Here is a 25,157-nt window from a genome sequence, read left to right on the forward strand (position 1 = left end):
GCGGATGAACGCTCAGGCGCGAAGCCACGCGCCTGACGGTGACAAAGTCGTTCGCGGGACGTGACGTTCAGCGCCGATTGTAGGACCAGCCCTTGTCGACATTGGTCGGGTAGTGGGCCGCGAAGTACGGATTCTTGAGGCAGTTCCGCGCCGGGTCATAGATCCAGTCCGCGCATTCCCGGTAGTTGAGGAACCTGCAATCGAAGCCAAAGGCGCACCATGGCGCACCGTTCGGGAATCCGAACCGTACGGGGACCTGCGCCGACGCCATTGAAGGCAGAGCCAGGAGCAGGGCTACGGCGAGTGCGCGGGACAACATGATGCATTCCTCCAACAACCGATCGGGCGGATATCGCAGCCGGTCGCGCGATCATTCTCCGCCGAAAAACGACGCTCAATCTTCGTCGCCGGGGAGCTTAACATCCCGGCGCGGAGAGATCGAGTGTGCTGGAGGTATTCGGATTGCGCCGTTTGGCGGCCTTCCGTCGTCGCTTGATGCGGGGAGGCGCGCTCGTCCGTGAACTGTCGTGCATGGCCGGTGCGGCGGGCGTCAGTTCTTCTTGGTGCTCTTGGATTTCAGCGACAGGCCGAGGCGCAAGGCCATGCGCTTGATCGCGTCGGGCGAGCGACCGAGAAGTTTCGCCGCCTCTTCCAGCGATGTCGAAGACTTGGCCAACTCCATCAGCCGGCGGTCTTCCTTGAACGACCAGGGCCTGCGCGCCATAACCGAAATCATCCTCTCGTCGACACAACGACAAAGCCGCCAAGCGGACCCACGTTCGCTCGACGGCTTTGCTTGGTGGGGCCGGGCCTGGGGAAAGCCCGGTGCGGAGATGGATATGCGATCCTTCGGCATTCGCAACAAACACCGCGGATTAAGCTAACCGCTCAACCTTACCGCGATGAAATCGGCGTGCGCCGCTCCGTAGTACCACGGGGTTTTCGTCGGCCATGGCCGATCCGCGCGCGCCGATGGTCGCAATGGAGTTCGAAGGGCCGCGGCTCGCGTTCGACCTCGCCGCGATTCACGGCGTGGCGTGAGGTCGTGGACCCGTGACGAAGCCGATCGGGCCGCGCAACTTTGTCCGAAGCCAGGGCCATCGGAGCCGGCGCGCCAAGCGCGGCATCCGCGAGTGATGGGCGCGGCGTCAAACCCGCAGACATCGTCTCGCCACGATCACTTGAGTGCGACGGCAGAATCGTTGTCGCGACGGCCGCGCTTCGCCGAGGGCGGAGTCGATTTGGATTGAATCACCACGCGGCGCCGATCGCAACCGTGCCGAACCAGAATCGATCCAGTCGCGACGGCGCGCGTGCCGCACTCAATCTCGACGAGCAGCATTGCGCTTCGCTCAGGCGAGACGTCACGAGATCGTCGAATTCGTTCGGCTATGGTCGCGCCAACGACCACGAACAAATCAAACAAATCAGAAGACCGAGATGCTTCAAAAAGCGCGAGCGGCGATTCCTCTCACGAAGATCAGAGAGTGGGCATTTGAAGGCGCATTTTTCAGCGTTGCGCTGATTGCGATGGCGGGATGGGTGTATTTCATCACGCTGTTGCTGGTGAGGTTGTTCCTCTGGTTCTTCAGCTGAGCGCGCGACCGATCGCTTCGCGAGCACGGTGCTGCCCAAATAAATCTCGGGCGTGGCAAGAAAATCAGCGGCGCTCATCATGATCTCGACACAACTCGAAGACGAGACTGGCGCATCACGTCGGCGAGAGTGCTTGCGAGTATTTCTATGATTTACAACCGGCGTGGCGCGCCGGTTTGTATCGCGGCAGGGGGAGTGGATCATGACGGGCACGCGGGTAGACGCCTTCACCAGTTCGACGAACACCGCGCCGCGGCGGTATTTCGTCGATGCGGGAGGCCGGCGCGTCCTGATTGGCCTGACGCCCGAGGAGACGTTCGAGTTCGAGCGGCTCGACAGCGGACAGGCGCCGGGCCGGGTGCAGCTGGCGTCCGACGGCCGCGATACGTGGTTGGATGCCGGCGAGCGGCGCCGGCTTGAGCTCTACGAGAAGCACGAGGGTGCCTGGAAGGCCTGGATGGCGCAAAGCCGCACCGAACGGCGTGAAGGATTCAACCTTTATTAACCATCCCGGACCCATTTTCTGGTCTGGCGCCTCGAACCGGAAAATGCACGCATGTTTCAGCTCTTCTTGCGGGCCCGCACCCATAACTTCCTGAAAGACCGTTTCGGGGGAGAGCAGACCTTCCGGGCGCGCTCGCCCGAGCGCGACGCCGAAACCGATCGCACGCGCATCGAAGCCATCATGAGCGCGATCGAGGATGCGCTCCACGCGGCGGAACGGGAGCAGTCGGGCTTGAACCGCCGGGTGGAAGACGTGCTGGCGCGTGCGGCGGTGACCATCGGCAATGGCGACGACGAATATCTCGAGCGCGAGGCACTCGACAACCATCACCAGGATTTGTTCGACAAGGAGATCCTGAACGGCCAGCGCCGGCTCAAGGAGCTTGGCGCCTCGATCGCGCATTTCAAGTTCCTGAAGGCGGCGATGCTGAGCCGCTTTCCGGAATACAAGCCTCCGGCAAGCTCCACCAATTAGAGTGTTGGGCGCAGGCCGCTAGATCGCGAGCATGCTGTTGCCCTGGATGGACAGCAGCGTCAGATTTCCGGTGGCATATGCGCCGGTGTCGATGTTGGCGCGGTTCTCCAGCAGCTCGGCCTGCTTCACCGGCGTGTGACCGTGCACGACGTACTTGCCGAACCGCCGCTTGCTCTGGAGGAATTCGTCCCTGATCCACAACAGATCGGACTCGCGCTGTTCGGAGAGCGGGATGCCCGGGCGCACCCCGGCATGGACGAAGAAGAAGTCGCCGCATGTGAATGTCGGCCGCAACTGGCGCAGGAATGCGATGTGCTCCGGCGGCATCGCGGATGTGAGCTCGCGCACGAGGTCGGACTGTTCGTCCTTGCTAAGGCCGGGCGCCGCCGACACGCCGTACGACATCAAGGTCTGCAGTCCGCCGAATTGAAACCAGTCAGCGGTGCGCGAGGGATCCTCCAGCACCGACGTGAAATAGGCCTCGTGATTGCCCTTGAGAAACACCGTGTTGCGGCGGCGGCTGCGGCTGATCAGGAGGTCGAGGGTGTGGCGCGAATCCGGCCCGCGGTCGATGTAGTCGCCCAGGAAGACCTCGATGGCGCGATAGGGCCGGCTGTTCGCCATGTCCGCGTCGATGACGGCAAACATCTGTTCGAGCAGATGCGCGCAGCCGTGGATGTCGCTCATCGCATAGATGCGCACGCCGTTGGGTAGCTTCGGCCGTGGCGAATTTTTGGGCGCGGTCGTGGGCATGGGGTGCAACTCTTTCAGAGAGCTTCGCCCGGGATGTCAATATGCTATCGGCGAAAACGGCGCGCCACGAGCCGCTTTTTCCCTAGCTTCCGCTTCTGAAGGTTGATTTGTGCTACTGACCGATATCTCGCGCGTGGCGAGCCGTCGATCCCCAGCGCGTCCAGCCGACTAGCCGAAGCTACGGCCGTCGAACGAGGGCGCGGCCTTGCCGCGATAGGCGGACGCCCGTGCGCGGACCAGAGCCGCGCCGCAGAAATAGCCAAGCTGGAGCACGGCCGCAAAAACAAGAATCGTCACAACGGTGTGAGCCGAATCATGTCCTTGCCAAGTCAAGCCCGCACCGAGGATCGCCGCACCGACAACGATGATAGGCGGCAGGATGAAGATGCGGAATCGGCCTCCCAGCAACGATCCAATCAACAAGCTGAAAACGGCAACCGTACTCACGACACAACTCCCCGAATTGGTCACGAGTGTTAATGGCCGCGAGCTAATAACGGCTTAAGCGGCATGGTTGAACAGTCGTTCAAATGCGCGCGACGCGCTGCGCGCAAATGACGCGATTTGACGGAAATCGTGGCGTGATGCCCGCAGAATTGTCACGTGTGTGACAGTAGTTTGAGCATTCTCTTGCAGCGACGCTGCATTGCATAAAAATCGATTTGATTTTTTCGGTGCACTGCCGCAATGTCGCTTTGTTTAGTTAAGATATACTTCGGCGCACGTCGAGAATTTGGATCGATTTGCTCGCATTGATTGCGAGAAGCGTGACGAGGCAGCGAGGTTCGGATGGCTGTAGCAACTTACGGTTCGGAAAACTATTATTCGGGTATATCGAACCGACGCGGTGCCCTCCAGAGACCCCTCCAGGTGGCTTTGATCGCCGGTGACTTCGTCGCGGTGCTGCTCAGCTATTTCGCGGCGAGCGGTTTGTATCGCGCGCTGGTGGTCGAGCAGGATTCATCCGTCGGAGCCGGTCTCGTCGTCGCCGCGGTGTTCGTGATGATCGCCTACTTCCAGGGCGTCTACGATCACCATCGCCTGCTGAACACGATGTGGCAGCTGCGCAAGAGCCTGGCGGTCTGGCTGATCTCGCTGACCATTCTCGCCGTCGAGGCGTTCTTGCTCAAATCGTCTGCGGATCTGTCGCGCGGAACCACGCTGCTCTTCGCCGCGACCGGCGGCATTGCCCTGGGCGGACTGCGCGCGTTGTGGCGCCTGGGCCTCACCTCGAGCTATGCCAAAGGCCGTCTCGTCGACCGCAAGGTCGTGCTGCTCAGCCTCAAGCCGCTCGATTTCACCTCGACCCGCTTCAAGGATCTGCGCAAGCACGGCTTCAACGTCGTGCGGCATTTCGTGCTCGAGCCGTCCGAGGAGGGCGCAGGCTGGGATCGCGAGATCCGCGACATCATTCGTCAGGCCCGGACCGCGGACGTGGAAGAATATCTCCTGGTCATCGACTGGGACGAGATGCCGCTTCTCCAGAAGCTGAGCCAGCACCTGCGCGTCGTTCCGCAGCCGATCCGTCTGCTGCCGGATTTTCCGATCGCCGATCTGGTCTCGCGTCCGTTCCAGCCCGTCAGCGGCACGGTCGCGATCGAGATCCAGCGTGCGCCGCTCAGCGTGTTCGAGCAGGCGCAGAAGCGCTGCCTCGACATCGGCATTGCCTCGTTCGCCCTTTTGTTGCTGGCGCCGCTGCTGGTGACGGCGGCGATCATGATCAAGCTCGATTCCAAGGGCACGGTGATCTTCAAGCAGTTCCGGCGCGGCTTCAACGGCAAGCAGTTCGAGATCTGGAAGTTCCGCTCGATGACCGTTGCGGAGAACGGTCATGTCGTCACGCAGGCGACCAAGAGCGACGCGCGGGTGACCCGTGTCGGCCGCGTGCTGCGGCGGACCAGCATCGACGAGTTGCCGCAGCTCTGGAACGTTTTGCGCGGCGAGATGTCGCTGGTCGGGCCGCGCCCGCATGCGCTAGCGCACGACAACTACTACGACCAGCTCATCAGCAATTACGTCTACCGGCATCACATGAAGCCGGGCCTGACCGGTTGGGCCCAGGTCAACGGCTTCCGCGGCGAGACGCCGACCATCGATCTGATGGAAAAGCGGGTCGAGTACGACGTCTGGTACGTCAGTAACTGGAGCATCTGGCTCGACATCAGGATCATCCTGAAGACCGCACTGGCGCTGATTCACCAGGAAGCCTACTGAGCCGGGCTGCAGTTGAGAACCGGGGGACTGTAGCAGTCTCCGTCCAAAGAGCAGAACCAGCAATTCCTGATCATTGGCGAACTCGACACGGCATCGGGCTTCAACCACACCGCCATCCACACCCCGTCGCTCTGGAATTTCGGCCCGACCGCGTTCGGTGGTGCGATCGCGATCCCGCAGGGATGGGCTGCGAACGGACACGGCTGGCGCACCCGCGGGCCGACCGCGTTCTTCCTGCAATACCTGCCCGAAACCCGCTCGCAGGGTGAGCCGCGTACCGAGCTGAAATAGGTCTAGCGGCTCACACGAAAGCCGTCGCCGTCGGCTGGATAGCAGCGGTGACGTATCCGCAGTCCCTTCTCCGCGACGAAATGCGAGAACAGGTCGCGATCGGCTTCGGGGGCCGTGCAAGTGCGGTCGAGCAGCGCAATCCGCGCCTCCGTCCCTGCCGCCTGATAGAGCGTGGCGGCGCTGGGGAACAGGCGGGCCTGGAAGATGTCGGCGAAGTCCTGGGTGGCGTAATCTTTGAGCGCGGGCGAGGCCGCGTGGAAGACGCGAAGCGCCAGCGGGGCGCGGATGAGCTGGAGCCAGGCCTCGTGCGGCGCGAAGCGATAGGACAGGTCGAGCAGCTCCGCCGTTCGCGGTCCAAAGCCCACCTGGCGAATTTCGGCCCAGTAGCTGCCGAACCAGCCCAGCGCTTCGGTCGGTGCGCACGCCAGCAAGGCCCGGCTCGTGGACGCGACCGCGTCGGTGTCGACGTCGATCTGTTTCGGGTTGCCTGTGCGCGCGGATTCGTCGGCGATCGCGAGCTGCAGCAGCAGCAGTTCGCGCAGCGTCTTGGCGCTGCATAACCGGCGCGCGGACGGCAGATTGTCCGCGACGATCCATCTCAACCGATCGACATCATAGCGCTCGCCGCGCGCGACGCGGCCTGCGATTTGCGGAACCGCGGGATTGGTCACATCGGGGACGACGGCAGCAATCCAGACCAGCGTGACCGCAGCGAGTGCGACGGTCGAGCCGCGCAGAAGCCAGCGAAACGCCCGTTCTCCCGCCTGCGCTGCCGGTTCGGTGGCGCTAGGCTCCCTCGACATAATAGCTGTTGTAGTGCGAGCCTTTGTACGCCTCGATCCGCTTCAGCATCTTCGGATTGGCGCGGTTGAGCACGGCGCCGAGGAGCTTCTTCTGGATGCCTTCGGAGCTCGCCATCGACTCCTGCAGCGCGTTGCGGCTCGTGCGGCCCCACTCGATGACGTAGACCATGGCGTCGACGAGATGGCTGACCGCCTTCGCGTCGGTCACCGGCATCACCGGCGCCAGATCGATGACGATGTACTCATACTCCTCGCGCACCACCGCGAGCAGGTCGGCCATTGCCTTGGAGGCGATCACGTCCGCCGAATTGACCATGCGCGATGCGACCACGGAGGGCAGGAAGTCGAGCCCGCTCTCCTTGCTGCGCTGGATGTGATAGCCGAACGAGCGCGGATCCTTGAGGGCCTCGACGAGGCCGGTCTTGGAATGGGGGGCCAGCGCCCGCGTCAGCGAGCGCGTATGGAGGTCGCCGTCGATAAGCAGCGTGCGGTGGCCGGTCAACGCGGTCAAATGACCGAAATTGGCGGCGACCGTCGTTTTTCCTTCCTTCGGCAGGGACGAGAGGATGCCGATCACCTTGACCTCGCGCGAGAGCCGCGCGACGTCGATCGACACCTTGATGTTTCGTAGCGTCTCGGCAAATCGTGAGAACGGGTGCTCGACGACGTAACTGGATACGTTCGCTTCCGGATGGTCCGCCGACGTTCTTGCCGGACGAATGTCGGGGAGGACACCGAGGCATTTCACCCCGAGCTGGTCCTCGACGTCGCTCGGAGAGCGCAGCACGTCGCTCATCAGCTCCTTCGTGAAGGCGGCACCGAAGCCGAAGCAGAGGCCACCGAGGAGGCCGCCGGCCAGCGCCAGCAGCGTCTTGGGCGAACTCTTCTTGTCCGGCTTGACCGCCGTGCTGATGATGCGGGCTTCACTGATCGGGAAGCTCTGATTCTGCGTCGCGTTCTGGAGCTTTTCGAGGAAGTTGTTGTAGAGGTTGCGATAGGTGTCCGCCGCGCTCTCGAGGTCGCGCAGCTTGACCTGGGCCTGGCTGGTGCTGCTGGCCTGGGACACCAGATTCTTGAGATTTTCGTCCAGCGACGTCTCGCGGCTCTTGGCAATCTCGTATTCGCTGCGATAGGCGTCCGCGATGCGGCGGACTTCGTCCGCGATCGCCTTGCGCAACTCTTCCATGCGGTTGGACAGGTTGATGGCAGCCTGGTGCGTCTTGCCGTAACGGCTCGACCAGTCGGCGTACTGGGCCGCGAGGTCGAGATATTGGGCGCGAAGTCGCGTGATGACGGTGTTGTTGAGGGCGTCCGTGACCGTCGGCTGGACCAGATCCTTGTCGAGCAGCGCCTCGATCCGGTCAAGGCGAGCCTTGGCTTCTGCCGTTGCCGCGCGCGCAGTGACGAGCTGCGAGTTGGCGTCGGCGAGCTGTTGCTCGCTCATCAGGCCGCGGCTGGTGCCGACAATGTTGTTCTCAGCTTTGAAGGTCTGCACGGCGCGGTCGCTGGCCGTCGCCTGCTCGCGCAGCTCGGCGCTGCGCTGCTGAAGCCATTCGCCGGCGCGCTTGGTCGACTGATACTTCGCCTCCAGGGCACCCACGATATAGGCGTCCGCGATCGCGTTGGCGATCTTCGCAGCCTTGTTCGGATCGATCGAGCGGTAATTCATGGAGAGAACATAGGTCGTCAGCACGCGCTCGACCTTGAGATTCTTCTGGAGCAGCTCGACCGCGCCCCGCTCGACCCGCTCCTTGCTGGGAGGGCCGTCCGATCCGAACAGCCCGATGACCTTGCCGATGACCAGCGGAATCAATCCGGGCTCCGAGCCGTTGAACTCCGCGTCTTCGGTAAGCTTCAAGCGCCGGACGATCGACAGCAGCAAGTCGTCGGACTGGAGAATCTCGACCTGACTGTCGACGAAACCCGGGTCGATCAGCGCATTCGCCGTTCCGCTGTCCTTATCCAGCACCTGGGTCTGACGCGTGTCCATCAGGATACGCGCATTCGCCGTGTACATCGGCGTCGCGGCGATAAGGTAGACGAGAACGAGTGCGAGCGCGCCGGCCACGACGGCCGCGATCAGCGGCCACTGGCGTCGCACGATGTCCAGAGCGCGCTCGGCGCTGAGCGTCGTGCCACCGACCTCGATGGCATATCTCGGGCGGTGCGGAAACTGATCTCGTGGCTGAAACATTTCTGGAAATCTTGAGGTTGTCACTCGGGAAGGGGGACGGGTTTGAACGGATCGGCGAGTTCGGTCTTCCATTCACCCGACATCAGACCGGCGCTCGAGCTTGAGCCTGCCGGCACTGCAGGTGGAGCGGGGCTGCCCGGCGCGGGCGCCGTCGCCGCATCCTGGTCCCCGAAATATCCCTTGAGCACGGCGCCGTCGTGCAGCTTGGCGACGAACTCGCTGATCCTGCGTGCGACGTCGGGCTTGGTGGACACGCAACGGTCTTCAGCACGATGAAGCCCGGCGCCGATGGCAATGCGATCGGCCTGGCTGGCCTCGCGCAGCATCGCACGAACCGAATCGAGTGCAGCGATATCCGTCACCAGCACCCCGGTCAGCCGGCCCGTCAGCTTGTCTCTGTCGTTCTTTGACGATCGAAGAATGACCGTCGGGTCCGCGATGAAGGCGCTGACTGCGGCCGGAGGGGCGCGCTCGGCGCGGTCGACGCATTGAGCCTGCACCGGCGTTGCGAAGCTCGCGCACAGTGCAACGACGAGGGCTGCAGCGATCCGTGAGGCCACAGCATGGCCACGCAACAAGCTATCGAGTTTGAGGAGGATCGCGCTCATATCTCGTTGCGAAGGATTGATGGCAGTGTGGGGGATTTAGGCCGTAGGTCCTTGATGGCCCAAAACTATGTCAAATTCTTGTGCGGCGCAAAATATAAACCAGCGCGGACCGAATTGCCATCCTTGCCACCGCAATTCAACATGAACGAAGCTTGTGCTGCGATCGGGCAGATTCAGCGACATGTTTGCACATGTCCGCATGCGTGAAGCACGATTCTTAGGCAAACACCACTACCCACGACAAAGGCGCGAGGGACGGTCCATCGACCATCTCCTCGCGCCTGCCGGAACTTGTGACTGAGAGGCGGGTAGACTGAAACGTCGTGCGGTTATTGGACGGTCCGCAGCATCGCGAGACGGGTGGCGCGAAGGCGCTCGCCATGCTCGCCGATCGCGACCCAGAACCGCGGATTGCCGGCGGACTGCATCGAGATCCACTCGTATTCCGCCGCATTCCAGGGGCGCACCGAAGCGGACAGATTGTCCAGGACTAAGTCGCCGTCGGCGAGCCGCGCGACCAGCACGAGATGGCCCTGGCCGCCATTTGTTAGCACAACTGCAAGTCGCAGCGCCGAGCTCGGCCAGCCCATCTCGATGAGCTGATGACGCTTGGTGACGGCGTAGTCGTTGCAGTCGCCGGCGGACGGCGCAATCGTCCAGCGTGCCACCATCGGATTGGTCGATTTCTGCATCGGCGTGATCGACGCGTTGACCGCGCTGTTCACCTCGCGCAGCGTGTTCATGGCCCGCTCGCCCGAGGGCAGGGTCCGCTCTGCGGCGTCGGCGGCGCATTCGCTGCCGTTGTTCATGCAGAACTTGACGAACTGCAGCGGCGCGAGCGCATTGTCGTACTCGCGGATGAACGCACCCTTCGCCTGACTGAGCGAACTGTCGTTCACGATTTCGGCCTTGGCGGCGGCACCGGTCGACGCGATCCCGATCGCGACCAGCGATTTGATGATCCAGCTCATGACATCCCCGTCTCGTCTTTTCTTGTTGACGCTACGGGTATCTCACAAACGATTTGAACTTTGGTTCCGCGGAAATTTACAATTGTAGCGAAATCGGCCGGTCGCTGGACCGGCCGGAGCGGGGTGGTTAATGCGCTGCCAACGCAGCGCTGCCCGTCATCAGCGCGACGGGCTCACCGAGGTCAGAACCGAAGTCGTCAGAATCGAAGTCGTCGTCGCCGCGAACAGGGTCTGCGACGCCGCGCCGGGGCCGGCTTGATTCAGGGCCGTGAGCGTCGTCGAGCTTGCCGCGCCAGCGCGGGCTTCCGCAGCGGTCGCGCCCGGGCCGCCTCCGGCCGTCGTCTCGCCGGTCGGATCGGCGCCGTTCGTCGCTTCGGTCGGGATATCGCCGGTGATGCTGGTGAATGACGTGATGAGGTCGGGATTTTCTGTCCTGAGGACCGCTTCCTGGATCAACTGGGCAACCTGAGGCTGCGACAGGACGCAGGTTGAGGCGGCAGTGCCGAGGCCGGCGCCGATGGCGCGGCTTTGATCCGCGCTGCTGGCCTTCGCCAGGGAGACAATGCCCTCGACGGTCTCGGGGCGGGCGGTCAGGAGGTCGCGAACAGCCGATGCGAGGCCGCCTTGTCCGTCCTTGAACTGGTCGAGCAAGCCGCTCGGATTGGCGAGAAAGTCGGTCGCACGTTCCGCTGAAACGATCCCGGTGTTGGCAACGCAGCCCGAGCTGACACCCGTTGCGCCGAATGCCGCCGACGTTCCGGCGAACATCGCCAGTGCTCCGACGATCGCGCCAAAGCGCCTATCAAAATTCCAAATCATTGCCCTGCCCAATTCCAATATTTTCAGTTTAACTCGATTTGCACCAACTTGCCACGTTCTTTTCGAAATTGTGACGGTAGCGATTGCGCGAGGCCGCATCCGACAACGGCCGCGAAAAACACGCCGTAGCCGGGGATTTGTAGCGAGAAATCGATGCAGCTATGTGTAACCCCCAACACGGCGACGCTTGCGCCGATAACGGGTATGTAGCGATCACGCTTCCGGCGCAAGCTGCCGGTGAACAAATGGTAAAAGCACCAGAGGCTGACGAGCGCGATCACGGCGAAGGCGGGAATGCCCAATTCGACGGCAATTTCCAATGGTGTGCTGTGAGCGCGATCCCAGATGCCGAGACTGCCGAGTGCTGCGGGCCGAATGGCGGGAAAAACCGCCTCGAAGTTGCCCAGTCCAATGCCAAGCAGCGGGTGATCGGCGATGATTCCCGCCGATGTCTGATAGGCGGCAAGCCGCTGAGGATCGATCAGCCCGTATTCGATGATTCGGCCGGCCACGAGGCCGCCGACGAGTTGCAACAGCACCAGCGCCGCCGCCGCCGAACCTCCGATGACCAGCCATTTCCTCGATCTGCCGAGCTCGAGAGGAATGAGATAAAGGACGATGGCGAGCGCGAACGCACCGACCGACAGCAGCAGGCCCGCCCGTGATCCAGTCATGGCGAGCGCGATCGTGCAGATCGCGAAGCCTGCGCCGAGCGCTATCGGCGCGGAAAGGACCTCTTCCAGCCGCGATCGCCAGTTCGGTTGCGCTGGCGCGCCGCCTTCCTGACGGTGCATGCTGCGCAGAAGCGGCACCAGAAACAGCAGAGCGCAGGTGCCCCAGAACGTCGCCGCCGTATTTCGGTTGACGAACGTTCCCGTGGCAAAGCCCAGATAGGCGTCCTTCTGCCTGAACAGGACCATGTCAGGCGCGATCAGCTCGGCGAGAATTCCATAGAGTGCATACAGGCAGCCCGCCCACGCCAGTATGCGTAGCAGCGAGCGCGCGGCTCCCGCATCGCTTGCAAGAATGATTGCGCGGGTGAAGGCGAGCGACAGCAGCAGGACCGAACCAAACGCCAGCCACGGACCGCGCGCGGTCGCGGAGAGGCGGTCCGGCAATGCGATGCCGAACAGTCGTCGTGGCAGTTCCCAGATGACTGCCGATTGTGCAGCAGGGGCGCTCCACATTTGTAACGCGATCATGACGCCCACTGTTGTGACGGCGATTGCCACCGGAATCAGCAGCATGGCATTGCGACGGCTCACGACGGAGAGATCAGCCGTCAACAGGCTGCAAACGAGCAGAAAATTCCAGAAGCAAATCCACACGAGGTCGAGGGATCCGAGCGGAAGTGGCGCCAGCACAAACACGGCTGTGGCGAAAAATCGCGATATCGCGCCCAAAGGCCCCTCTGTCATTCAGCTCAGCGCAGACGGAGCTATCAGAACTTCGCGCGAGATCAAGTTATTGCGCAGCCTGTCACGATTTCAGCACGATCGGCGCGTTTACCATCAATGGATGCAACGGCCGAACATCAAGCGACGATGAGCGCTAAGCATCTCGATAAATCTCGGTTCAATTTGGGTGTTGCCAGTTGAACCGCAGGTCGAAGAAAGGCATTATGTTGCGACGCAGCATTTTGCTCTAGCTCATTGTCAGGTGCTCTGCCTTGCCGGTTCATAAGCCCAAAGCTCACTACGTGCCGCTCGACAGCGTTCGAGGTATCGCGGCTTTGTGTGTCGTCGTTCACCATTTTGTCGGCTCGGAGCTGCTGAAGACGATCCTGCCGCATCGGGCGTGGATCGACGTCGCGTTCTTTCATAATTCGTGGCTCTGCGTCGACCTGTTCTTCGTGCTCAGCGGCATCGTCATTTCGATGAGCTACATGAAGTCGGAATTCGGCGGGTTCGACTTCCGTGACTTCGTCTCGCGGCGTATTGCGCGAATCTATCCGCTTCACCTCGCGACGTTGCTCGCCTTCCTGTCGTTTCGACTGATGAAGATGGGCCTGGTGGCGATCGGCGTCCTGCACTTCGCGTCACCCGAGATGGTGGTCAACAACTACGTCTCCTTCGTGGTGAACCTCCTGCTGCTGCAGGCGTCCGGCATCATCGGCTATCTGAGCTGGAACGGGCCGAGCTGGAGCATCAGTGCGGAGTTCTACACCTACCTCGTCTTCGCAGCCGTCATGCTCGTGGCGCAGGCCGCGAGGAACGTCCGCATGGTCTACGCCCTCTCGATCCTGCTCGTTGTGGGCAGCCTCGGAATCATCCTGTTCGTGCTGCGGATGGAAACCCTGGACTTTCATTATCAGTTCGGCATCGTTCGTTGCATTCTCAGCTTCTTCCTCGGGGTGCTGACGGTTCGCGCGGCGGCAATGGTGCGGCCGGACGTGAGCCCTGTGCTTCAGTCGGCCGTGCAGATCGGCGCGGCGGTTACGGCGATCGTGATCATCTCGGTGGTCGGGTGGCTGCCGGTCATCAGCTTCGTCGCGCCGGTTGTCTTTGCGATCCTGCTCGGGTCGCTGATGGTGTTCCCCGATCGTCCCTTGCCCGAACTGCTGACGGCGAAGCCGCTGGTGTGGCTGGGCAAGCGGTCCTATTCGATCTACATGGTCCACGCGCTGGTGCTCGTTCTGCTCGAATATTTTGCGCGCGGCGTTGGAACGGCCCGTTTCCAGTCGTTGGATGGTCTGCTGCCCGGCCTGCCAGCCTCGGTGCTGCTCGTCGCTTTCGTTGGCGCGGTGCTCGCGCTTTCGAACCTGACCTACGCCACCATCGAAATGCCGGGGTCGCGGCTGGTTCTCGGGCTGCTCAAGCCCCGTCCAGCCAATTCGCTCGCCGCAGCCGAGTGAATCGATGGCCGCTCATCCATCATCTTCAACGCTTGTTGCTCCGGGCTTCCGCTTCGCGGAACCGCCCATCGACGATGGCGCGCAGGCGAGCGGCTCGACCTTCAATCTTGAGGCGATCGCGCTGGTTCTCTACTTCTATCGCGACGCGCTCGCCGGCGCATTGCGCTATTACCTGGCGGTCGCCAAGATCGACCCCATCTGGTTCCTGCCCGACATCTTCGCGATGGTTTGCATCCTCGCGTTCATCCAGCGCTACATCCTGGTGGGGAGAAGCCTGGTTGCGATCCTGACGCTGTTCTACATCGCGTTTGCGCTTTATCTCGGATACGTTTTCCTCGGCTACTTCACCGGCATGATATCGTCGTTCAAGATGATCGCACCGGTGTTCGTGGGGTTCTGCTTCTGCGGCCGCAATTTCGGCGAGTACCGGCGACTGCTGGCCTGGATTCATCCCCTCTTTTACCTCACGATTTTCGGCATTTTCCTGTCCTCCCGTATTCAGCTGCCGTGGGTCGGTTTCGCCTACGAGACCTTCGGAGGGACGCGGCAGGCGAGCCGGCTCTGGTGGGCGGCGTCGGAGACGCGGCTGGCTGGCCTTGCGGCCGACAGCACCATGGCCGCCTTCTTCGTGTTCATCACCTACGTGGTGACGTCGGTGCGCCGCAGCCTGCTGTGGTGCCTGCTTTGGGCGCCGGTCGGCCTCTATGCGATCAAGCTGACGACCAGCAAGACCTCGCTGGGCGTGATGGTGATCTACGTCGTTTGTCTGGTCATTGTCCGGCTTCTGCCCGAGCGCGAGAAGTTTCCCATGCTGCGCCGAATGGCGCTGCTGTCGTTCCTGTCGATCCTCGTACCCGCGCTGCTGATGGCCCTGTTCTCCGGCAGCTCGCTCGTCAGCATATCGCGCAGCTTGTACAGCCTGCAGGACCGCGTCAACAACAGCTGGCAACTGCCATTCGTCTACATGGCCGATCTCATGCCGGTGGGCTTCTTCTTCGGCTGCGGCCTCGGATGCTTCAACTATCCGCAACTGCTGTTCTCGAACAAGCTCAGCTATTACGTGCCGGTGGATAATTTCTACCTCGGCACGTATCTGATGTTCGGGCCGATCTTCGTGGTGTTCGTGATCCTGGTCATTCTCGCGGTCGCGAGGACCAGGGACATCTACAAGCTCTCTTTCGCTGTCGCGATGAATCTCTTCACCATCACTGTCCTGGCCTATGGTCCGGCAAGCGGCTTGATCATGCTGAGTGTGGTCTTCAGCGAGGTCTTCGCGCGAGAAAAGGGGAGGGCTGACAGGATCGCCTCGAGCGCGGCGCCGCTGGCGCCTGATGTCGATGATCTGGTTTCGCGGCCGGCGTGAGGCCATGTTGCCATATGCAATGAGCTGCGGTGCGCAGCGCGGGCTCCGGTCCGGAACTTTCCTTCATCTCGGGATCGGATCGCAGCAGTGAGCGGAGACAGCAAGAATTTCGTGGAGGCGATCCAGGGGCTGCGCGGCGTCGCGGCGCTCAGCGTGCTGATCGTGCATCTGCAGGACATGCCGCTGCTGGCGGGCTTCCTGCCTCCGATCTGGCCGTGGCTCGAAGCCACGGTCAACATGGGTGGGCACGGGGTCGAGCTGTTCTTCATGATCAGCGGCTTCTTGATCCCGGCGAGCCTCATGCGCCACCGCAGTGTCGCGAAGTTCTTTCTCGATCGCGCCCTGCGAATCCTGCCCGTCTTCGTGATCCTGCATCTGATCCTGTTCACGGCGGGCCCCCTGGTCGGCTACAAGTTCTTCAAGGGCATCGACCTGGCGACATATCTCAAGCTGTTCTTCGTCAATCTTGCGTTCTTGCCGGACGCGCTGGGATTGCCGATCGGCCAGCAGAACGCCTGGACGCTGGCTTACGAATGGGCGTTCTACATTCTGTTCGCGATTGTCTTTGTGATGGCGGTTCAGCGCAGGAACTGGCTGCTGGCGACGCCGTTCATCCTGCTCGGTGTTGCCGGCATTGTCTTCCGGCCGATCGCCGCCTTCTTCCTCGTCGGATTGCTGTTCAGTCTGATCGACTGGCGGATCCGAATCGGCGGCTGGCGCGGGGTACTGGCCGGCATCGTCTGCGGCGCCGCCATGTACGTGTCGATCGAACATGTGCATCCGCTGGTCGGGCTGGTCCCGGGGGCGCTGCTGTTTGGAATGGTCCTTGCTCCCGACTCCGGTGTTGCCGTGGCGCTGAGCGGCAGGTTCCTCCAGTTCCTTGGAAAGATCAGTTACAGCCTCTATTTGGTCCATCCTTTTGCGCTATTCCCGTTGCAGATCATCGGCGTGAAGCTGGCGGCGCATGGCGTCAATCTGTGGCTGCTCTGGGCCGCCTTTGCGGGCCTCGGCCTGATGGCGTCACTGATAGCGGGTACGGTCAGCTACGAGCTGATCGAGGTGAGACTCCGCCGCTTGCTCGATCCGGCGCTGCGGGGCCTGTTTTTCGGAGTGCGTCGTGAAGCCCGTTATGTTGGTTGAGCGCGTCCCCATGCCATCGTTTCAGCCGGATCCTGCACGGGTGACGTCATGATCATCAAGAATCTGCTCTCGATGTCGAGCGTGAACGTCGTCAAGTCGGCGGTTCAGTTCCTCATCACGCTGCTGATCACCTATTTCGTGACGCCGACCGAATTCGGGCTCGTGGCGTTTTCGCTGCCGTTCATCGCCTTCATCTCCATGCTGACCGATCTCGGGCTGTCGAGCGCGATGATCCAGCGGAGCTCGCTGACGAAGGAGGAAGCCGGTGCCGCGACAACCCTGATGGTTGCGATCGGGATCGGCTGCGCCCTGGTGCTGGCCGCAGCCTCGAAGCCGCTCGGCGCCGCGGTCAATATGCCGGGCTTGCCGGCCGTGCTGGCCGCGCTCTCGGGCTCGGTGGTGCTGTCGATCTCCGCGATGGGACCGCGCGCGGTTCTGGAGCGGTCCCTGCGGTATCAGACGATCGCCCTGATCGAGGCCGGAGCGGCCCTCATTGCTGCGATCGTCGGCGTGGCTGGCGCCGTGCTGGGCTGGGGAATCTGGGCGCTGATCGCGTATTACGTCCTGATGCAGGCGGTACGCGCCGTCGCGTTCTATGTGAACACCAGGAGCCACATTCACCTGTCCTTCAAATGGCGCAGCGTCGCCCTGATGCTGTCGTTCGGCGGCTGGGTGCTGGCTTCGAACGTCCTCAACTTCGCTGCGAGAAACGTCGGCAATCTCATGATCGGCGCCAAATTGGGCGCGGCGGCGGTCGGCCTGTTCGGTCTCGCCTTCCAGTTCATGACGCTGCCGCTGATGATCCTCTCGTGGCCGGGTGGCGGAGTTCTGATGGCGACCCTGAGCCGGATGAACGGCGAGCGGGAACAGGAGCGGCGCAGGGCGGCGATCTGCGCGGTTCTCGGCATGACGGCGATGATCACGTTCCCGGCGATGATCTATCTGACATTCGGGCTGAAATATCCCGTTGCGACATTCCTGTCGGCGCACTGGCAGGAAGTGTTGCCGCTGATCGCCATTCTCGCGCCGGCGGGCGCCGCGCAGTCGATCGCGGCCTATGCCGGCCCGGTTCTGCTGGCGCACGACAAGGCACGACTTCAGTTCTGGGTGAGCACCGCCAACAGCGCCAGCATGATTCTCGCCTTCCTCATCGCGTTGCCGTTCGGGCTGACGGCCGTGGCTGTCGTGTATCTGGTCGTATCGATCCTGGTTTGCGCGCTCATGCTGGTGATCGGAGCCAGGAGCTGCGCGGTCCCTTATGCATCGCTGTTCGGGGCCCTGATGCCGGCCACCGTCGCCACGACGCTCGGCGCCGCGTGTGCGCTCGTCGCGACGAAGGCAGATGTTGCAAGCCTGTCGCATTGGCTGATTGCGACGGCGGTCTATGTGCTGATCGTGCTCGGCAGCTATGTGGTCTTCAGGCGCCGGATCTGGAGCAGCGTGCAGTCGCTGCTTGGTGGGTCGGCTCCGTCGATTCAGGCAAATCTTCCCTCGGCAAGTTAGTAGAGATTGGTGGATGTCTTCAGGAGCGGGAATGGGGAGCGAGCCTCAGGCGGGAATTCCGTGGCGCGAGGACCTGATGGCGAACACCGGCAAGTCCGGTGTCGGGGCAGCCTTCATCGCCTTGCTCACGAGCCCGGGCTTTGCCGTGATCACGACCTGGCGGATAGCCAAGATGCTGCGCTTCCAGACCCGCTGGGGGCATCAGATCACCTGGCTGCTGGTGCGAGCGCTGATGCGCCGCGGCTGCTACATCTCGGTTCTCGCAGAGATCGGGCCGGGTCTGATTCTGCCGCATCCGACCGGCGTCGTGATCGGCGAGGGCGCCCGGATCGGCCGTTCCGTGATGCTGTATCACAATGTCACGCTCGGACGGCGCGCCTGGGATGAGCCGGGTTGCCCGACCATCGGCGACAATGTTGTCATCTATACCGGCGCCGTCATCGTCGGCCCGACGTCGATTGGCGAAGGCGCCAACGTCGCGGCCAATGCGGTCGTGACGCGTGATGTTCCGCCGCACTCCGTCGCTGCGGGAGCACCCGCGCGGGTCGTGCGCTCGCAAGCACCGGGCCGCATGCGCGCCTGAAGCAGCGCGACGGGCGCGCGCATCCTGCCGTCTGGTTGTTCGTCGACGGCAGGAGGCAATCGCTTGCGCATGAGCGTGAGCACAACAATCTCTGGCGCGGCGAATGTTTGGCGCTCCGAGGATCACGAACGGCTTTTCTCCTGACGTTGACGAGAGACGATCAGCGCTTCGCGATTCAATCCACGGAGCAAGCGCGGGCGCAGAACGTCTCTGAGCCGCATGCGGGCAGTTCCGTCGTCGATCTCAATGCGTGCGTGAAACCCTCGCACCAACATGCATTGCTGATCATCTCTAATGATGTTGCATTGCTTCTCATCTGCAATCATTATGAGTTTAGGCAAATGCAGTTCTGGAAATATTCGATGACGCTTGAGGACAAGATTGCAGCGGCCAATGGTCGGCCAACTGGATTTGACTATCTCAGACTGGCTCTCGCTTTGAGCGTAGTCGCGGTACATATCTTCCAGACTGGTTTGGGCGACGAGGCAGCCAGCGCCTATCTCACGCCCGTTGTTCGCCCGCTGGTGGCCTGCATATTGCCTATGTTTTTCGCACTGAGCGGCTTTTTGGTCGCCGGCAGCCTGGTGCGGACGCAAACCTTGCCGGAATTCTTTGCACTCCGTATCATCAGGCTTGCGCCTGCGCTGATTGCGGAAGTTGTCCTGAGCGCGTTTGTGATCGGCGCCTTGTTCACGGCGCTACCGCTCTCCGAGTATTTTTCGCACCCCAAGTTCTGGGCTTACCTCCTGAACATCATTGGATATATCCATTTCACGCTGCCCGGCGTGTTTCTGGATAATCCGCGGCCGAACATGGTCAATCAGCAGCTCTGGACAATCCCGTGGGAACTGGATTGCTACATTGTGCTCGGGGCACTTGCGTTTGCAGGTTTGAAGAAGAGCAGGACGCTGTTGATCGTCGCAATTGTCGCAGCACATCTCTTCGCGATGTATTGGTACAGCGTTCATGAGGCGAAGTCGCCATTGACTGCCAAGGCCGCGGTGCTGCCGATATCGTTTCTGGTTGGCGTGCTGTTCTACTTTTACGCGAGCAAGATCAAGTGGTCTTTTGCGCTGTTCGGCATCGCCCTGGCGGTTTCGTATTTCTTGCTCCGCCTTCCCAATGGCGACCTTGTCGTAGCAGTCCCGCTGACATACGTGACGGTGTTCCTGGGGGTTGCCAATCCCGCTCGAAACAAGGTCATGCTCAGCGGAGACTATTCTTACGGCATCTATCTGTACGGGTTCCCGCTTCAGCAGGCCTTTGCTCATCTGTGGCCGGGTCTGAACCTGGGATCGGCAGCGGCTGTCGTAGCAACTGTCTGCTTTGCAGCCTTTTCATGGTGGTGTGTCGAACGCCCGGCGCTGGGCGCCAGGAAACTTCTCAAGAAAATCAAATGGCCTGCACGACTGCGCTTGTCGGCGCCCGATCGTACAGTCATGGAGATTGAGGACGCAGCCGTACGGAAATGACTGCCGGCCGGGAGTTCGACATCTGCGCGGCCACTGCGCTCCGGTCCTACTGAAGTCGCTCGTCCTGTTGTCACAGAGATCGCGCCGGCAGGCTCACCTGCCGGCGCTTGTCTTCGTGTCAGACGAACAGGAAATTGCCGTGATCGAGCGTCGTCGAATTCACATTCTTCAACAGGATCGAGTCGTTCGTCGAGAGCTGGATCAGCGTATCCGAGCCCGACTGCGAAATCTGCAAATGGCTGTAGTCGGCCACCAGTGATTTCAGGATTTCGATCGTGTCGTGGTTGGACGCTGTTCCGGCGTGGAGGTTCTTGATCTGATCGTTGCCGCCGTCGAACATGACGGTCGTGGTGCCCGGCGCCGCGGAGAAGACGTCGTTGCCGCTTCCGCCGGCGAGCGTCAGTCCTGCGCTCACCGCGGTGACGCTGTGGGTGCCGTCATTGCGCCGGCAGGTTCACACCTGCCGGCGCTTGTCATCGTGTCAGACGAACAGGAAATTGCCGTGATCGAGCGTCGTCGAATTCACGTTCTTCAACAGGATCGAGTCGTTCGTCGAGAGCTGGATCAGCGTATCCGAGCCCGACTGCGAAATCTGCAAATGGCTGTAGTCGGCCACCAGTGATTTCAGGATTTCGATCGTGTCGTGGTTGGACGCTGTTCCGGCGTGGAAGCTCTTGATCTGATCGTTGCCGCCGTCGAACATGACGGTCGTGGTGCCCGGCGCCGCGGAGAAAACGTCGTTGCCGCTTCCGCCGGCCAGCGTCAGTCCCGCGCTCACCGCGGTGACGCTGTGGGTGCCGTCGCTGTTGGTCACGTCGATCGCGAGCAGAGAGCCGCTGGAATTGTAGCTGTCGTGCTCGACGGCGCCCGGCAGGCCCGAGAGCTGGAACTTGAAGATGTCGGAGCTGCCGTCGGCGTTGTTGATGGTCTCCGTCGTCTTGACCCCGGTGCTGTCGTAAACATCCGTGATCTTGCTGCCGTCCGACTTGAGAACCTGCGTGTAGTCGAGCGTGCCATCCGCGTGGGAGCGTTCGAGTAGCGTCACCTTGTTCGAGGAATCGAGGTGCTGGTGCTCGGTCACGTAGCTCTTGCCGGTGATGTTGTACGCGTAGTTGTCGTGGCTGCCATCGGCATTGTTGATGTAGGCCTTGGTCTTGACGCCTGACGTGTAGATGGTCGTCGAATTCGACCCGTCCTTGTTCAGCACGTAGTCGCTGGAGAGGCTGCCGCTGCTGTCGAACAGCTTGGTCTCCTTGGTGCCGTCGGCGTTGACGACATAGATCGACGAATTCAGCCCGTTCGCGTAATTCGTCGTCGTGACATCGCCGCCGGCGGTCTTGACGACGTGCTGGGTGGTCGCGCCGGACGAATCGTAGGTGTCCGTCGTGGTCGACCCATCGGTGCCGTTGAGGATCTCGCTCGTCTTGTGACCGGTGCTGTCGTAGAGATCGGTGACCTTGCTGCCGTCGCTGTTGATCACCTGCTTGTAGGCAAGCGTGTCGTCGGCATGTAGCCGGGTCAGGGTCGTCAGCGTGCCGGCCGCGGTAAGGTGCTGGATCTCGGTCGTATAGCTCTGGCCCGTGATGTTGTAGAAGGTATTGTCGTGGCTGCCGTCGGCATTGGTGACGTAGAGCTTCATCTTGACGCCGGCCGAATAGACGGTGTTCGAGGACGAGCCGTCCTTGTTCTGGACCAGGTCGCTGGCGATGATGCCGTTGGAGTCGTACAGCTTGGTGTCCTTTGACCCGTCGGCGTTGACCACGTAGACCGATGCCAGCCGCGTGCCGTTGTAGTTCGTCGTCGTGGTGTCGCCGGAGCTCGTCTTGACGATCTCCTGCTTCAGTGCGCCGGACGACGGGTCGTAAGTATCGGTCGTCGTGGCTGACGACGTGACGGTGACGACCGAGGTCTTGTGGCCGGTGGAGTCGTACTGGGTCGTGACCTTGCTGCCGTCGCTGTTCAGCACCTGGCTGTAGGCCATCGAGCCGTCGGCATGGGTGCGGCTGACCAGCAGCAGCTTCCCGCTTGGATCGATGTGGTCGTGCTCGGTCGTGTAGGACTGGCCGGTGATGTTGTAATAGTAGTTGTCGCGGCTGCCGTCGGCGTTGGTGACATAGGCCTTGGTCTTGACGCCGGCCGTGTACAGCGTGTTCGAGGACGAGCCGTCCTTGTTCTGAACGAGGTCGCTCGCGATGATGCCGTTGGAATCGTAGAGCTTCGAGTCCTTCGAGCCGTCGGCGTTCACCACGTAGACCGACACCAGCAGCGCGCCATTGTAGTTGGTCGTCGTCACGTTGCCGGAGGTCGTCTGCACGACCGTCTGCTTGAGCACGCCGGCGGTGGTGTAGAACTCGGTCGTGGTGGCCGTCGACGTCGTGGTGACGACCGAGGTCTTGTGGCCCGTGGAGTCGTACTGGGTCGTGACCTTGCTGCCGTCGCCGTTCAACACCTCGCTGTAGGCCATGGTGCCGTCGGCATGCGTTCGGCTCACCGACAGCACCTTGCCGCTTGCATCGAGATGGTCGTGCTCGCTGGTATAGGACTGGCCGGTGATGTTGAAATAATAGTTGTCGCGGCTGCCGTCGGCGTTGGTGACATAGGTCTTGGTCTTGACGCCCCCCGTATAGAGCGTGTTCGACGACGAGCCGTCGGCGTTTTGAAGCAGGTCGCTCGCGATGACGCCCTTGGCGTCATACAATTTCGAATCCTTGGACCCGTCGGCATTGACCACGTAGACGGACGCCAGCAGCGAACCATTGTAGTTCGTGGTGGTCACGTTGCCGGAGGTCGTCTGCACGATCGTCTGCTTGAGCGAGCCATCCGTGGTGTAGAGGTTGGTCGTGGTCGCCGCCGATGTGACGGTGATCATCGTGGTCTTGTGCCCCGTGGAGTCGTACAGGGTCGTGACCTTGCTGCCGTCGCTGTTGAAGACCTGGCTGTAGGCCATGGAGCCGTCGGCATGCGTGCGGACGACGGAGAGCAGCCTTCCGCTGGCGTCGAGCTGGTCGTGCTCGGTCGTGTAGGACTGGCCGGTGATGTTGTAATAGTAGTTGTCGTGCGTGCGGTCGGCATTGGTGACGTACATCTTGGTCTTGACGCCGGCCGAGTAGAGCGTGTTCGAGGAGGATCCGTCCTTGTTCTGGACGAGGTCCGCGATCAAATTGCCGCTCGCATCGTAGGTCTTGGTGTCCTTGTCGCCGATCGCAGTGACCGTGACGTCACGCACCATCTTGCCGTCGATGTAGGCGATGCTCTCCGTCGAGCCGTCGGTATTGATCGTGGCCTTGCTGGTGATGACGCCGTTCGTGAAGTTGGATGTGCTCGTCGATACAAGCCTTGCCGAGGAGTCGTAGACCTTGGTCACGCTCCAGGTGTCGGTCGAATTGGTGACGGAGAACTGGTAGCCGCCCTGGATCGCCGCCAGCGCCTTCGTATAGTGCGAGATCATGTACTCCATGGTCGAGATCGAGGCGACCGGAAGCACGTGCGTGTCGGTGAGCGTGATGGTCTGAAGCGAAGCCGAGCCGTTCAGCTCGGACATCTGCGACACGATGTCCTCAGCGGTTCCGCTGACATCGGTCACGGCGGGCGGCGTCGTGCCGCCTCCTGTCGGAGCGTCGATCTCGATGATCAGCGGGTGGTCCGAGACCGGAACCACGATCTGGCTGACGTCGGTATAGGTGGCGATCGGGGTGCTGCCCTTCAGCGGATCGTAGACGCTGATCAGGTGATGGACGCTGCCGAGGTTCACCGTAACGGAACTGGTCGGGTTCGAGATCTCGGTGTCGGTCGCGTCGTTCCAGACTTTGGGTTCCGCCCACACCACCAGTTCGTAGGCGCCGTTGCTCTTGCCGAGAACCATGCTGTTCCCGCTCGGAGGCAGGCCGTCGAGCGTATAGTTCAGCGACGCGGTCGGCGCATTGCCGCCCTTGCCGTCGTCGGCCAGGATCGTCGTCAGGTTGTGGACCGCGGTCGCGGCGAGCTTCGGAGTTCCGTCGCTGTTGAACAGGCCCCAGTGCGATTCGGAGTCCGTGGGATCGTTGCTCGCCGAAGCGTCGAGCAGCTGATAGAGATAAGTTGTGCTGACGCCGTCCTTGTAGGCATCGACCAACGTGTTCAGGATCGACTTCGCCTGCACGTTCTCGTTGGCGCCAATATAAGGTGTGTCGCTCTTGGTGGTGTAGCCGGTCTCGGTGATCACGACCGGATCGGTGCCGGTCACCGACGTGGCATTGCCGAGCAGGGCTTGAAGGGCGGCCGCGGGCGTCAGGCTCGTGCTGACATATGCGTGGGAGTTGGCGTAATCCGTCGAGCCCGAGAGGTCTCCGAGCTTTGCGTAGTCGGTGGTGTCGTTGTAACCCAGCGACAGGTTGTAGACCGAAATCTTGCTGAGCGTGCCGTCGGCCTTGATGGCGTTGTAGTAGGCGGTCTGGAACCGCGCCGCGGCCTCTATGGTCAAGGTTCCGTCGTAGTTGAATTCATCGACGTTGACCTCGTTGAGGCCCTCGAGCGCGATGACACTGCCTGGATGGCTGGTCGCGAACGCCTTGACCGCATCGAGATAATCTTGGAGCGCGGAGGTGCCGCCGATCGCAACCTTCGACTGGACCACGAGGTCAAACTTGTACCCGTCCTTGGCGAGGCCATCGATGACCGGTTGGGCGGCCGGGCTCGTCGCAAGTCCGTCGCGCAGCTTCGTAACACCGAGATATTTGAGGTTGTCCTCTACGAGTGCGAGGTTGTTGTAGCCTCCCCACCCATAACCAACGTGGGTATTGACGCCGATGGAACTGATGAAGGTGCTCGCCGACAGGATCGTCTGATCTGGTGATGCGGTGGTCATCGGTATTTCAGAGCCTTTTCTGGAACGCGAGAGTTCGTTGCCGCCTGTGTCTGTCGTATCGGCCAATCTCTGTTTTTCGAGTTGGTGAGATCGGTAAAAATGAAAGCACCCCGGAAATTCTCTCGTTGAGACTTTCCTGCGCGGCGCTCACAGCGCACGAATCTCTGCTTG

General features: G+C 61.8%; 23 protein-coding genes. 10 read left to right on the top strand and 13 right to left on the bottom strand.

What is annotated here, in order from left to right:
* Positions 1-67: 67 nt before the first annotated feature.
* The 3 genes from QA649_RS09970 to QA649_RS09980 all read right to left on the bottom strand — a co-directional run bounded on the left by QA649_RS09970 (position 68) and on the right by QA649_RS09980 (position 1,342).
* Complete coding sequence (locus tag QA649_RS09970; protein WP_212346729.1) at positions 68-319, bottom strand: hypothetical protein; 252 nt, start codon at positions 317-319, stop codon at positions 68-70.
* Positions 320-550: 231 nt separating this feature from the next.
* Positions 551-724: a hypothetical protein gene (locus QA649_RS09975; RefSeq protein ID WP_183246004.1), complete on the bottom strand. Its 174-nt coding sequence runs from the start codon at positions 722-724 to the stop codon at positions 551-553.
* 453 nt (positions 725-1,177) lie between these two features.
* Entirely contained in the window at positions 1,178-1,342 is a 165-nt protein-coding gene (locus QA649_RS09980) for a hypothetical protein (RefSeq protein ID WP_283024025.1), read from the bottom strand.
* Positions 1,343-1,440: 98 nt separating this feature from the next.
* Between QA649_RS09980 and QA649_RS09985 the strand changes: the two genes are divergently transcribed.
* From QA649_RS09985 to QA649_RS09995, 3 genes are all read left to right on the top strand, one after another.
* Positions 1,441-1,596 carry a hypothetical protein gene (locus tag QA649_RS09985; RefSeq protein WP_283024026.1) on the top strand — a complete coding sequence of 52 codons (156 nt, stop codon included), beginning with the start codon at positions 1,441-1,443 and terminating at the stop codon, positions 1,594-1,596.
* Positions 1,597-1,798: 202 nt separating this feature from the next.
* Positions 1,799-2,101 carry a hypothetical protein gene (locus QA649_RS09990; RefSeq protein WP_283024027.1) on the top strand — a complete coding sequence of 101 codons (303 nt, stop codon included), beginning with the start codon at positions 1,799-1,801 and terminating at the stop codon, positions 2,099-2,101.
* 51 nt (positions 2,102-2,152) lie between these two features.
* Entirely contained in the window at positions 2,153-2,575 is a 423-nt protein-coding gene (locus QA649_RS09995; protein ID WP_018644040.1) for a hypothetical protein, read from the top strand.
* A gap of 18 nt (positions 2,576-2,593) precedes the next feature.
* Here the strand turns inward: QA649_RS09995 and QA649_RS10000 are convergent, their stop codons facing one another.
* Positions 2,594-3,328 carry a metallophosphoesterase family protein gene (locus tag QA649_RS10000; protein ID WP_018644041.1) on the bottom strand — a complete coding sequence of 245 codons (735 nt, stop codon included), beginning with the start codon at positions 3,326-3,328 and terminating at the stop codon, positions 2,594-2,596.
* 168 nt (positions 3,329-3,496) lie between these two features.
* Positions 3,497-3,775 carry a hypothetical protein gene (locus tag QA649_RS10005; protein WP_283024028.1) on the bottom strand — a complete coding sequence of 93 codons (279 nt, stop codon included), beginning with the start codon at positions 3,773-3,775 and terminating at the stop codon, positions 3,497-3,499.
* Between the two features lie 342 nt (positions 3,776-4,117).
* On the opposite strand from QA649_RS10005, the gene QA649_RS10010 reads away from it, so the two are divergent.
* A complete protein-coding gene (locus tag QA649_RS10010) occupies positions 4,118-5,542 on the top strand; it encodes an undecaprenyl-phosphate glucose phosphotransferase (protein WP_349254061.1) in 1,425 nt (474 codons plus the stop codon).
* Between the two features lie 293 nt (positions 5,543-5,835).
* On the opposite strand, the gene QA649_RS10015 is transcribed toward QA649_RS10010, so the two are convergent.
* From QA649_RS10015 to QA649_RS10040, 6 genes are all read right to left on the bottom strand, one after another.
* A complete protein-coding gene (locus QA649_RS10015) occupies positions 5,836-6,636 on the bottom strand; it encodes a hypothetical protein (RefSeq protein ID WP_283024030.1) in 801 nt (266 codons plus the stop codon).
* Entirely contained in the window at positions 6,620-8,830 is a 2,211-nt protein-coding gene (locus QA649_RS10020; RefSeq protein ID WP_283024031.1) for a GNVR domain-containing protein, read from the bottom strand. Before QA649_RS10020 ends, QA649_RS10015 begins: the two co-directional genes overlap by 17 nt.
* Positions 8,831-8,850: 20 nt before the next feature.
* Entirely contained in the window at positions 8,851-9,438 is a 588-nt protein-coding gene (locus tag QA649_RS10025; protein ID WP_283024032.1) for a hypothetical protein, read from the bottom strand.
* Positions 9,439-9,767: 329 nt separating this feature from the next.
* Positions 9,768-10,409 carry a transglutaminase-like cysteine peptidase gene (locus tag QA649_RS10030; RefSeq protein WP_283024033.1) on the bottom strand — a complete coding sequence of 214 codons (642 nt, stop codon included), beginning with the start codon at positions 10,407-10,409 and terminating at the stop codon, positions 9,768-9,770.
* Positions 10,410-10,568: 159 nt separating this feature from the next.
* Entirely contained in the window at positions 10,569-11,327 is a 759-nt protein-coding gene (locus tag QA649_RS10035; RefSeq protein ID WP_283024034.1) for a hypothetical protein, read from the bottom strand.
* The gene (locus tag QA649_RS10040) at positions 11,252-12,631 is read right to left on the bottom strand and encodes an O-antigen ligase family protein (RefSeq protein ID WP_283024035.1); all 1,380 of its coding nucleotides are present in this window, start codon (positions 12,629-12,631) and stop codon (positions 11,252-11,254) included. The genes QA649_RS10035 and QA649_RS10040 overlap by 76 nt, the downstream gene beginning before the upstream one ends.
* Before the next feature lie 266 nt (positions 12,632-12,897).
* On the opposite strand from QA649_RS10040, the gene QA649_RS10045 reads away from it, so the two are divergent.
* From QA649_RS10045 to QA649_RS10070, 6 genes are all read left to right on the top strand, one after another.
* Entirely contained in the window at positions 12,898-14,082 is a 1,185-nt protein-coding gene (locus QA649_RS10045) for an acyltransferase (RefSeq protein ID WP_283024036.1), read from the top strand.
* 4 nt (positions 14,083-14,086) lie between these two features.
* Entirely contained in the window at positions 14,087-15,445 is a 1,359-nt protein-coding gene (locus tag QA649_RS10050; protein ID WP_260385667.1) for a hypothetical protein, read from the top strand.
* A gap of 87 nt (positions 15,446-15,532) precedes the next feature.
* Positions 15,533-16,585 (top strand): acyltransferase, encoded by a 1,053-nt coding sequence (locus tag QA649_RS10055; protein ID WP_283024037.1) that lies wholly within the window; start codon positions 15,533-15,535, stop codon positions 16,583-16,585.
* 48 nt (positions 16,586-16,633) lie between these two features.
* The gene (locus QA649_RS10060) at positions 16,634-18,088 is read left to right on the top strand and encodes a lipopolysaccharide biosynthesis protein (protein ID WP_283024038.1); all 1,455 of its coding nucleotides are present in this window, start codon (positions 16,634-16,636) and stop codon (positions 18,086-18,088) included.
* A 31-nt stretch (positions 18,089-18,119) separates the two neighbouring features.
* Positions 18,120-18,671, top strand: coding sequence for a serine acetyltransferase (locus tag QA649_RS10065; protein ID WP_018644055.1), 552 nt, complete (start codon positions 18,120-18,122; stop codon positions 18,669-18,671).
* A 35-nt stretch (positions 18,672-18,706) separates the two neighbouring features.
* Positions 18,707-20,143 (top strand): acyltransferase, encoded by a 1,437-nt coding sequence (locus tag QA649_RS10070; protein WP_283024039.1) that lies wholly within the window; start codon positions 18,707-18,709, stop codon positions 20,141-20,143.
* A 118-nt stretch (positions 20,144-20,261) separates the two neighbouring features.
* Here the strand turns inward: QA649_RS10070 and QA649_RS10075 are convergent, their stop codons facing one another.
* Entirely contained in the window at positions 20,262-20,558 is a 297-nt protein-coding gene (locus QA649_RS10075) for a hypothetical protein (RefSeq protein WP_283024040.1), read from the bottom strand.
* A 66-nt stretch (positions 20,559-20,624) separates the two neighbouring features.
* Positions 20,625-24,986 carry an RHS repeat protein gene (locus QA649_RS10080; RefSeq protein WP_283024041.1) on the bottom strand — a complete coding sequence of 1,454 codons (4,362 nt, stop codon included), beginning with the start codon at positions 24,984-24,986 and terminating at the stop codon, positions 20,625-20,627.
* Positions 24,987-25,157 lie beyond the last annotated feature (171 nt).

It is taken from the genome of Bradyrhizobium sp. CB1717 (assembly GCF_029714325.1).
Classification (GTDB): Bacteria; Pseudomonadota; Alphaproteobacteria; order Rhizobiales; family Xanthobacteraceae; genus Bradyrhizobium.

Excerpts from the sequence above, each read along its gene's own strand:
- QA649_RS10000 (WP_018644041.1), bottom strand. The coding sequence starts at position 3,328 with ATGCCCACGACCGCGCCCAAAAATTCGCCACGGCCGAAGCTACCCAAC.
- QA649_RS09995 (WP_018644040.1), top strand. The coding sequence starts at position 2,153 with ATGTTTCAGCTCTTCTTGCGGGCCCGCACCCATAACTTCCTGAAAGAC.
- QA649_RS09990 (WP_283024027.1), top strand. The coding sequence starts at position 1,799 with ATGACGGGCACGCGGGTAGACGCCTTCACCAGTTCGACGAACACCGCG.
- QA649_RS10065 (WP_018644055.1), top strand. The coding sequence starts at position 18,120 with ATGGGGAGCGAGCCTCAGGCGGGAATTCCGTGGCGCGAGGACCTGATG.
- QA649_RS10025 (WP_283024032.1), bottom strand. The coding sequence starts at position 9,438 with ATGAGCGCGATCCTCCTCAAACTCGATAGCTTGTTGCGTGGCCATGCT.
- QA649_RS09975 (WP_183246004.1), bottom strand. The coding sequence starts at position 724 with ATGGCGCGCAGGCCCTGGTCGTTCAAGGAAGACCGCCGGCTGATGGAG.
- QA649_RS10080 (WP_283024041.1), bottom strand. The coding sequence starts at position 24,986 with ATGACCACCGCATCACCAGATCAGACGATCCTGTCGGCGAGCACCTTC.
- QA649_RS10050 (WP_260385667.1), top strand. The coding sequence starts at position 14,087 with ATGGCCGCTCATCCATCATCTTCAACGCTTGTTGCTCCGGGCTTCCGC.
- QA649_RS10020 (WP_283024031.1), bottom strand. The coding sequence starts at position 8,830 with ATGTTTCAGCCACGAGATCAGTTTCCGCACCGCCCGAGATATGCCATC.
- QA649_RS10035 (WP_283024034.1), bottom strand. The coding sequence starts at position 11,327 with ATGCGGCCTCGCGCAATCGCTACCGTCACAATTTCGAAAAGAACGTGG.
- QA649_RS09970 (WP_212346729.1), bottom strand. The coding sequence starts at position 319 with ATGTTGTCCCGCGCACTCGCCGTAGCCCTGCTCCTGGCTCTGCCTTCA.
- QA649_RS10010 (WP_349254061.1), top strand. The coding sequence starts at position 4,118 with ATGGCTGTAGCAACTTACGGTTCGGAAAACTATTATTCGGGTATATCG.
- QA649_RS10030 (WP_283024033.1), bottom strand. The coding sequence starts at position 10,409 with ATGAGCTGGATCATCAAATCGCTGGTCGCGATCGGGATCGCGTCGACC.
- QA649_RS09980 (WP_283024025.1), bottom strand. The coding sequence starts at position 1,342 with ATGCTGCTCGTCGAGATTGAGTGCGGCACGCGCGCCGTCGCGACTGGA.
- QA649_RS10015 (WP_283024030.1), bottom strand. The coding sequence starts at position 6,636 with ATGTCGAGGGAGCCTAGCGCCACCGAACCGGCAGCGCAGGCGGGAGAA.
- QA649_RS09985 (WP_283024026.1), top strand. The coding sequence starts at position 1,441 with ATGCTTCAAAAAGCGCGAGCGGCGATTCCTCTCACGAAGATCAGAGAG.
- QA649_RS10060 (WP_283024038.1), top strand. The coding sequence starts at position 16,634 with ATGATCATCAAGAATCTGCTCTCGATGTCGAGCGTGAACGTCGTCAAG.